This is a genomic window from Sulfurovum sp. bin170 (assembly GCF_010892395.1).
Lineage (GTDB): Bacteria > Campylobacterota > Campylobacteria > Campylobacterales > Sulfurovaceae > UBA1140.
In genome coordinates this window covers 1-8,994 of record NZ_JAACKB010000004.1, presented here as the reverse complement: position 1 = coordinate 8,994, position 8,994 = coordinate 1, and the positions used below count along the sequence as shown (strand labels likewise).

At 40.4% G+C, this 8,994-nt stretch carries 7 protein-coding genes and 1 pseudogene; 3 read left to right on the top strand and 5 right to left on the bottom strand.

Annotated elements, in window-relative coordinates; all coding sequences use genetic code 11:
• The 4 genes from GSY74_RS00115 to napA all read right to left on the bottom strand — a co-directional run.
• Positions 1 to 327: nitrate reductase cytochrome c-type subunit (locus GSY74_RS00115; RefSeq protein ID WP_255494369.1), on the bottom strand; the 327-nt coding region annotated here is incomplete at its 3' end.
• 118 nt (positions 328 to 445) lie between these two features.
• Complete coding sequence (gene napH, locus GSY74_RS00110) at positions 446 to 1,252, bottom strand: quinol dehydrogenase ferredoxin subunit NapH (protein WP_164663076.1); 807 nt, start codon at positions 1,250 to 1,252, stop codon at positions 446 to 448.
• Positions 1,252 to 2,085 (bottom strand): ferredoxin-type protein NapG, encoded by an 834-nt coding sequence (gene napG, locus GSY74_RS00105; protein ID WP_164663075.1) that lies wholly within the window; start codon positions 2,083 to 2,085, stop codon positions 1,252 to 1,254. Before napG ends, napH begins: the two co-directional genes overlap by 1 nt.
• 4 nt (positions 2,086 to 2,089) lie before the next feature.
• Positions 2,090 to 4,912 carry a nitrate reductase catalytic subunit NapA gene (gene napA, locus GSY74_RS00100; RefSeq protein ID WP_164663074.1) on the bottom strand — a complete coding sequence of 941 codons (2,823 nt, stop codon included), beginning with the start codon at positions 4,910 to 4,912 and terminating at the stop codon, positions 2,090 to 2,092.
• A 409-nt stretch (positions 4,913 to 5,321) separates the two neighbouring features.
• Between napA and GSY74_RS00095 the strand changes: the two genes are divergently transcribed.
• The 3 genes and pseudogenes from GSY74_RS00095 to hisIE form a co-directional block, all read left to right on the top strand.
• Positions 5,322 to 6,242, top strand: a complete 921-nt coding sequence (locus GSY74_RS00095; RefSeq protein ID WP_164663073.1) for a branched-chain amino acid transaminase — start codon at positions 5,322 to 5,324, stop codon at positions 6,240 to 6,242.
• Between the two features lie 9 nt (positions 6,243 to 6,251).
• On the top strand, positions 6,252 to 7,367 hold the full coding sequence (locus GSY74_RS00090) for a prohibitin family protein (RefSeq protein ID WP_164663072.1): 1,116 nt from the start codon (positions 6,252 to 6,254) through the stop codon (positions 7,365 to 7,367).
• 191 nt (positions 7,368 to 7,558) lie between these two features.
• Positions 7,559 to 8,230: pseudogene (hisIE, locus tag GSY74_RS00085) on the top strand (bifunctional phosphoribosyl-AMP cyclohydrolase/phosphoribosyl-ATP diphosphatase HisIE); the annotation flags it as partial.
• 160 nt (positions 8,231 to 8,390) lie between these two features.
• Here hisIE and GSY74_RS00080 read toward each other — a convergent pair.
• Positions 8,391 to 8,762, bottom strand: coding sequence for a ferredoxin (locus tag GSY74_RS00080; RefSeq protein WP_164663077.1), 372 nt, complete (start codon positions 8,760 to 8,762; stop codon positions 8,391 to 8,393).
• Between the last annotated feature and the right edge of the window lie 232 nt (positions 8,763 to 8,994).

Genomic DNA, 8,994 nt, shown 5'->3' with positions numbered 1-8,994 from the left:
CGGTGTCGATTTCATTTCTACTGCAACCTCTGGCATGTGACAACCTATACAAGCGTTGTTTGCTGTTGTAATTGGAAGCAGACCCTCTACTGAGTGTGGTATCATTGGTGGTGCATCTTGGAACGCTCTCTCAATTCTGGTAGATGTTCCAGGTGCTTTGTCACTATATTGTGTCTTTGCAGCAACCATATCTGATTCTGAAAATGCGTCACCTTTTCTTAGACTCAGCTCTTTTGAACTCTCATTACTTATTGTTCCACCAGCAGCACACCCCAAAGAAATTAGGGCAGCCATAGAACAAGCAATTATAATACTCTTTCTAATCATTTTCTCTCCTTTGTATTAAAAATTTCTTCTTAGAAATGAGCAAAGCCCATCTCTAATTCATCTCACTAAAGCTTCGTCTATCGCCTCAGTTTTGGAGGGTAGCCAAAAAGGACTACCCCTACGATTTTTTAGCAAAATTACGAATGCTAAAGTTGAGAGCATCATCATCACAAACATCGATACATCTACCACAATTGGTACACTCTCCATCTGTCACCATAATACTCTCTTTGTTTATCATATGTAACACATGATTTTCAGGACACACAACCTTACACTTCATACAAGCAGTACAAGCTTCATGGTCATGCTCAACCCTTATCAAACTAGTTTTTCCGATGAGTGAATAACTCGCACCCAAAGGACATAAGTGACCACACCAACCATTTTTGACCCCAAAGAGGTCAAAGAGGAAGATAGCCAAAATCACCGAAATCCCTGCACCAAATCCAAAGATAATACCTCTTTGCATAATAGTTATAGGACTCAATACCTCAAACGCAGCAATACCAACCACAGCAGAGACGATAAGACCCAGTATCATTATCCAATACCGAGCATTTCGTTTTATAAATCTGTAGTTGACCTCTTCTTTGTCAAGGTTAAGCTTTCGTCTTAGCCAATTGGCTAAATCTGTCACCATATTGATAGGACAGACCCAAGAACAGAAAGCTCTTCCACCTACAACCATATAGAAGAGTATAATAATCGCCGCACCCAAAAGCACATCAGCACCCAAAACAAACCCAGTTGCCAACACTTGAAGTGTGGTATAAGGGTCTGCTAAAGGAATCGCTCCCATAAGAACAGAGGATCCAAATGTTCCAGCCAACATCTTCCAACCATAAGCGTTTGCTCCAAAATACAAAAACAGAATAATAACCTGTGTCACTCTTCTAAGGAATAGATATTTAATATTTTTCATTAGTATAAATCTCCTGAGTTAAGGTAACCCTCTGCACTTCCCTTTTTGGAAAGTTCAGTGATAGTCTCTTCTGCTACTGCATTCTCGATACGCTTCTCGTCTTCTTTATCCCAACCTTTGACATAATGGTCACCTGCTTTACCTTTTGATACCTCGTTTGGAAGTATAAATATAGCAGGTTTCTCTGTCACACAAGCAATCTCACAAAGACCACAACCAGTACAAGCGTTATCATGAACGATAGGCAACATAAATGTATGTTTTCCTGTTCGCTCATTTCTACTCATCTCAATGGTTATCGCCTCCCCCAAAAGTGGACATGCCCGATAACACGCATCGCACTGAATCCCCCAAAAGGCGATACATGACTCTTTATGAACGACTGCTAGACCCATTCTTGATAGATTAATATCAAGCTCACCTGCCTCATTTGAGACAGATGCTTGGTCTAAAGCTCCAGATGGACAGACAGGAACACAAGGAATATCCTCGCACATATAGCACGGAACCTCTGTAGGGATAAAAAATGGTGTACCAATCAACTTATGGTCACCACCTTTTGCCATTTTCAGTGTTCCTGCTTTTGCTTCTCCTGTTATCTTATCTATATTGGTATCTCTGTTTTGACACGCCTCAGCACACAACCCACATTTTATACAGGCAGTCAAGAAGTCAGACTCCTTAATCGCCCCAGGGGGTCGCAGTACCAATGGTGATGCTTTTACCTCATCTGCATAGCCACTCCACAACAATCCACCAAGAGCCGTTAAGCCAACACTTTGAAGGGTTGTTGCGAAAAATTTCCGTCTATCGTTGTTGTTGGAGTTAGCCATCTATTTACGCCTTAGTAATCTTAACTGCACACTTTTTGTAGTCAGTCTGTTTAGACATCGGACAAGTAGCATCAAGACATACTTTGTTGATAAACACTTTCTCATCAAACCAAGGTACAAACACAAGTCCTCTAGCAGGTCTATTTCGCCCTCTAGTCTCAACTCTAGCTTTTACTTTACCTCTTCTTGACTCAATCCAACATAAACCACCCTGCTTAAGACCTTTTGCCTTAGCATCTTTTGGATTCATATAACATAGTGCTTCAGGAACCGCTCTATATAGCTCTGGAACTCTCATTGTCATAGTACCTGAATGCCAATGCTCTAGTACACGACCTGTACATAACCATAGGTCATAATTTGCATCTGGCATCTCTGGTGGATCCATATATGGTCTAGCAAAGATTTTTGCTCTATTTGGAAGAGCTTTTTTACCAAGCTTCTTATCTGGACCCATTAGGTTACCTTGGAGAAGTTTTTTCGCCAATGTTCCGTAGAACGCGTGTGAGTTACCTGACTCTTTTGTAGCTTTCGCTGCATATGGGTCATATTTTGCGTTAAATCTCCACTGTGTCTCTTTACCATCAACAACTGGCCACTTAAGTCCTCTAACCTTATGATACATATCAAACGGAGCAAGGTCATGTCCATGTCCTCTTGTAAACGCTGCGTACTCTTCAAACAGATATTTGTGGATGAAGAATCCATAACCTTTCCACTCTTTACCATCTGAACCGATTACTTTTCTGCTATCTCCAAGAGACTCAGTATCATCGTAACCTTTCTGGATAGGGTCAGTCATATCTTTTTTATAAGTGTGAGCTACTTTGTTATTGAAAAGAATATCAAACATTGTTGTATCTTCTGTATAACCCATCGCTTTTGCTTTACCAATTACATCTGCAAGTGGTTTTTTTCTTGGTCCTGATGGAGCTTTTTCACCCCAAAGGTCTTTGACTGTAAATCTTTTTGAGAACTCAATCCACTGCCATGTATCTGACATAGAGTCACCAACTGGAAGTACCTGCTGTCTCCAGTGCTGTGTTCTTCTCTCTGCATTTCCATATGCTCCCCACTTCTCATAAATCATCGCGGTTGGAAGTACAAGGTCAGAAACCATTGCCGAGATACCTGGGTAACCATCAGAACATACGATAAAGTTATCCATCTCTCTAGCTGCTTTAATCCAGTGAGTAGCTGACGCAGAATCTTGATAAGGGTTACAGACATTAATCCATGCAAACTTAACAAGTCCATCTTCGATGTCTCTGTGAATTTTCATAATGTGCTGTTTACCAACGCCATTAAGAGTTCCATCTGGAATCATCCATTTTTTCTCACAAATCGCTCTGTGTTTAGGATTCTTAACCATCATATCCGCAGGAAGTCTGTGTGTAAATGTACCAACTTCTCTAGCTGTACCACACGCACTTGGCTGACCTGTCAATGAGAACGCACCGTTACCTGGCTTAGCTTGTTTGTTAAGTAGGAAGTGAACATTGTACGAAAGTGTATTTACCCAAGTACCTCTTGTATGTTGATTCATACCCATTGTCCAGAAACTTACAACTTTTCTATCTTTTTCAATATAGAGGTCTGCTAGTTGTTGAAGTTTCTTTTTGAATACTTCGATATCCTCATCTGGGTCACCTTTTACAATCTTAGCTGTATACTCCAATGTATATGGCTCCAGAGATTTTTTGTAATCCTCATAAGAGATATGCCAGTGCTTAAGCGTACCAGCTGTATGCTTCATCTCATCACCCTCTTTGTATCCATAAGGAGCCAATGCTGGTGCTTCTTTAGCAGAAACGATTGTCTTCATCTCTTTGTTGATGATTTCCATCTCAAGGTCAGTATATTTACCCTCTTTGATTGACTTCTCACCCGCTCGTCTCATACCATAACCGATATTAACAGGACCTGCTGTAAATACCATATGCTTATTAACAAAATCCCAATCGATACACTTCTCTTTTTCGTCTCTCATTACGATTTCTCTTGCAACATAGTTCCAAAGAGCCAAGTCAGTACTTGGAGAGAATAGAATCTCTGTATCAGCAATATCAGATGTTCTGTGTGTATAAGTTTGGATAGAGATAATTTTTACTCTCTCTGGGTCTGAAAGTTTTCTGTCAGTTACACGAGACCAGAGAATTGGGTGCATCTCTGCCATATTCGCACCCCACGAGATAACAGTATCTGTAAGCTCAATATCATCATAACATCCCGCTGGTTCATCAACACCAAATGTTTGATAGAAACCAACAACAGCAGAAGCCATACAGTGTCTAGCATTTGGGTCAATTGCGTTTGAACGGAATCCAGCTTTCATCATTTTTTGAGCTGCTACACCTTCCATAACTGTGTATTGACCTGATGCAAATACAGCAACACCCTCAGGACCAGCATGTTTTAGTGCCTTCTTTGCGTGTTTTTCCATCTCATCAAAAGCTCTTTCCCATGATACAGGTTTAAATTGACCTTGTTTATCATACTCACCTTTTGCATTTTGTCTTAGCAGTGGTTGCTTAAGTCTATCCGCACCATACATAATCTTCGCATTAAAGTAACCCTTAATACAGTTAAGACCTCTGTTTACTGGTGCTGCTGGGTCACCCTTAACAGCAACAATCTTGCCACCCTTAGTTGCCATCATAATACCACAACCAGTTCCACAGAACCTACATGCTGCTTTATCCCATCTCCAATCTTTTTGAGCCTCATTCGCTGACGCTTGTAGATTTGACGGAACAGCAATTCCAACTGCAGATGCAGCAGATGCTGCCGCTGCACTTTTTAGAAAATCTCTTCTATTCAAAGCCATACTTCTTCCTCCTAAAATTAGTTTGTCTGTTATCGTTTAGGTATTACCCCACACAGCAAATAGTTGCTTAGCTATTGACCTAGTGGAGCAATAAAAACATAACCACAAATTGATAATATCATAAAAAATATTGTGAAATACTTGATTAGTATCAATTAGCAAAACACTATTAATGGGTTTATTTATAGGCTTAAAGCCCCATTTAGTGGGAATAGGTGAACAAACTTCTACTGAAATTTTAAAAAATAAATTTAAAAATTCTACTCCAAGTTAGTCTGAAAAGGTACAGATAGAAACATCATAAAACACTTTACGATTAATTGTAAAATTTTAATATAAGCAGTAGTAAACAATTTCTAACCCTAATTTAGCTAAAATCCCCCCAAATATGCACGGAGCAAAACAGAAGATGAATAAAGCAAAATATATATGGATGAATGGTGAGATGACACCTTGGGATAATGCCAAGGTTCATGTACTCACCCACACACTACACTATGGAAATGGTGCGATAGAGGGTACAAAAGCCTACAAGACAGTAGATGGACGATGTGCTATCTTTAAATTACAAGAGCATACGCAGAGGCTTTTAAACTCTGCAAAGATGACGCTACTAGATGTACCTTATACTATAGAGGAGCTAAATGAGGCACAGATAAAACTATTGCAAGATAATGAGCTATTTGATGGTGCTTACATTAGACCACTGGTATATCTTGGTTACGGAGTTATGGGACTCTATCATAAAGCTGCACCAGTAGAGGTCTCTATCTCTGCTTGGGAGTGGGGAGCTTATCTAGGTGAGGAGGGGCTAAACAAAGGTGTTAGAGTAAAGATAGCATCAATGACCAGAACACCAAACACCTCTGGAATGGGAAAAGCAAAAGCCGTAGCCAACTACCTCAACTCTCAAATGGCAAAGTTTGAAGCCGTAGAGGCAGGATATGATGAGGCACTTTTACGAGATGACCAAGGCTATATCGCAGAGGCGAGTGGTGCTTGTTTCTTCATAGTGAGAGATGGCGTTCTAATTTCACCACCAAATGATAACTCTTTGGAATCTATTACCCAACAGACTATTATAGACCTTGCTAATGATATGGGAATCAAAGTGATTAGACGACGAATCACTAGAGAGGAGATTTATATCTCTGATGAGGCGTTCTTCACAGGAACAGCAGCCGAAGTGACCCCTATTCGTGAAGTTGATGCACGGATTATTGGAAAAGGGTGTCGTGGAGAGATTACAGAAAAATTACAATCAGCCTATTTTGATGTGGTAGCAGGTAAAAACCCTGACTATATCCAACATCTAACATATATAAACTAAGGAGAGACAATGCCAGCAGATATGAATGACTATTTTAAAAAGAAACAACCAAGTAGTGGTGGTGGAAACAATAACAAAACACCTAATATGAAAAAAACACCCAGTGGTGGCAATGGTGGTGGAGGAAGACAGGCTCCATCATGGCTCTTTATCGTTCTAGCCATAATAGCCGCTCTCGTTTTCCTAAAACCATTTACCATTATCAACTCTGGTGAGGTTGGGATTAAAGTAAGAACAGGTAAATTTAATGAGACACCACTCAACGCAGGTCTTCACTTCTATATCCCTATCTTGGAGAGAATCATCCCTGTGAACACTAGAATGAGACTTATCACTTATAGCAATCAGGCTAGCTCCACGATTGGAGATGACTACTCCTCTGCTCTTAGCAAAGGTGGGTTTGAAGGTGGACTCAAAAGAAACCCTGCTATCCAAGTACTAGACAAAAGAGGTCTAACGGTCAATATAGATATTGCTGTTCAGTATCAACTTCGAGCAGAGACAGCTCCAAAAACCATCGAAAAGTGGGGTTCAAGTTGGGAAGAGAAGATTATCAACTCAAAAGTAAGAGAGGTGGTAAGGGATGTAGTAGGTCAATATACAGCTGAAAAACTTCCTGAGATGAGAAACGAGATAGCAACGGCGATTCAAACCAAAGTAGCACAGAAGATAGATGCACTGGGTGACCAGCCTGTAGTCCTCTCAGCCGTTGAGCTTAGAAACATTGTTCTTCCTGCCAAGATTCGAGAGAAAATTGAACAACTCCAAGCAGAGAAGCAGAATGTCAATATTGCTGAACAGCAAAAAGAGAAAGCCAAACAAGAGGCTCAAAGAAATGCAGAGATTGCAAGAGGTGAGGCTGAAAGAAACAGAATCGTAGCACAAGGTCAAGCTGATAAGATTAGAATTGAGGCAGAGGAGCAGGCAAAAGCCAATAGTCTTATCTCAGCTTCACTTACACCTCAACTACTTCAACTAGAGCAGATTAAGACTCAAATGCACTTTAATGAAGCACTTAGAGTTAACAAAGATGCCCAAATTTTCTTAACCCCTGGTGGAGCAGTACCCAATATTTGGGTTGATGCCAAAGGTAAAGAGCAGAAAGCAATTTCAGCAGAACAATAATGGTAGGGTGCGATTGCTATCGCACCTATTGAATATTTAAATTTTCACCTCGTTCCCATCCGTCCTCGGTGGGAATGAATACGAGAACTACAATCAAATTGAACTCACAACTCTCATATACACTCCCACGCAGGAGCGATGGGAGCGAGTTCAATTTTTATTTGGTGCGATAGCAATCGCACCCTACGGAGAACCATACAATGCAAATCAATTGGCAAAAAAACCCCCTAATCCCAGCACTAGCCCAAGACCATGAGACAGGTCAAGTCCTAATGTTAGCCTACATGAACGAAGAGGCATACAACCTAACCCTAAGCACAGGTTACGCACACTATTTTAGCCGAAGCCGACAACGACTTTGGAAAAAAGGCGAAAGCTCAAACCACACCCAAGAGATAAAAGATATACTCCTTGATTGTGATGCCGACACAGTCGTACTCAAAATCAAACAAAATGGTGTCGCCTGTCATACAGGAACCAAAAGCTGTTTCTTTACCTCTGTACTACAAGAGAAAGTGATACTAGAACAGGAGATAGATACAGATAGTATCTATGGTGTAGTCGATACACTATACCACACTATTTTAGAGAGAAAAAACAGCTCTACTACAGAGAAGTCTTGGACTAAAAAATTACTAGCCGATAAAGAGTTAATGCTCTCAAAAATTCGTGAAGAGGCAGATGAAGTCTGTGTAGCGATAGACAAAGAGAGTGATGAACAGGTAATTTATGAATCTGCTGATTTGCTCTATCATACACTAGTTGGATTGGGATATAGAGATATTACGCCTGATAGAGTCAAACAAGAGTTAGAAAAAAGATTCGGAACATCAGGAATTGAGGAGAAAAAAAGCCGCTCGTAGGGTGCGATTGCCATCGCACCGATATATTCAATGGCAATGAAATAAGCTTTTTTTTGAACCAACTAGTTCGGGTGTAAACACGCCGATTCCGAAAATGCAGATTGCATATAAGGAAACGATGGCTTCAGCCTCGCTAATTCATTGCCATCGCACCGATATATTATCGAATCATAGAATCAGGAGGGATAGGCTCTCCCCAATCCATATCATTAATCACATACTCAGAGACAACATTTCCACCGATAATATGCTCATCAATAATTCTATCTATCTTCTCTTTGGTCAACTCAACATACATCGTATGCCCTGGTTCTACCAAAATAACTGGTCCTTGCTGACAACGATTGAGACAAGAGGTCTGAATCGGTGAAACCGTTGCAATAATCCCTTTCATCATGAGTGATTGCGAGAGATGTTGCATGAGTTGTTGTGACTCTGGATTGGTTTGGCTGACACAGCTTGGTTTTGGCATCCCTGGAGGTGCTGACTGTTGACACTTAAATATATAAAATGCTGGTTGTGGTATTCCCATCATGGTTGAAATCCTTTGATAATTAATTAGGAGTATTTTACTCTTAGTTAAAAAAGAGAGAGCTTAATCTCTCCATTTATTAATATAAGTATGGTGTAACTGCCCTAAAGCTTATGCCATCTGTTCCATCATTATCAGTTGATGCTCCAGATATTCCCTGTCTAATATCTAAACCACCTCCACCTCTTACAACAACAGCATAAGGGTCTGATTCTATCCCAATACCACTTCC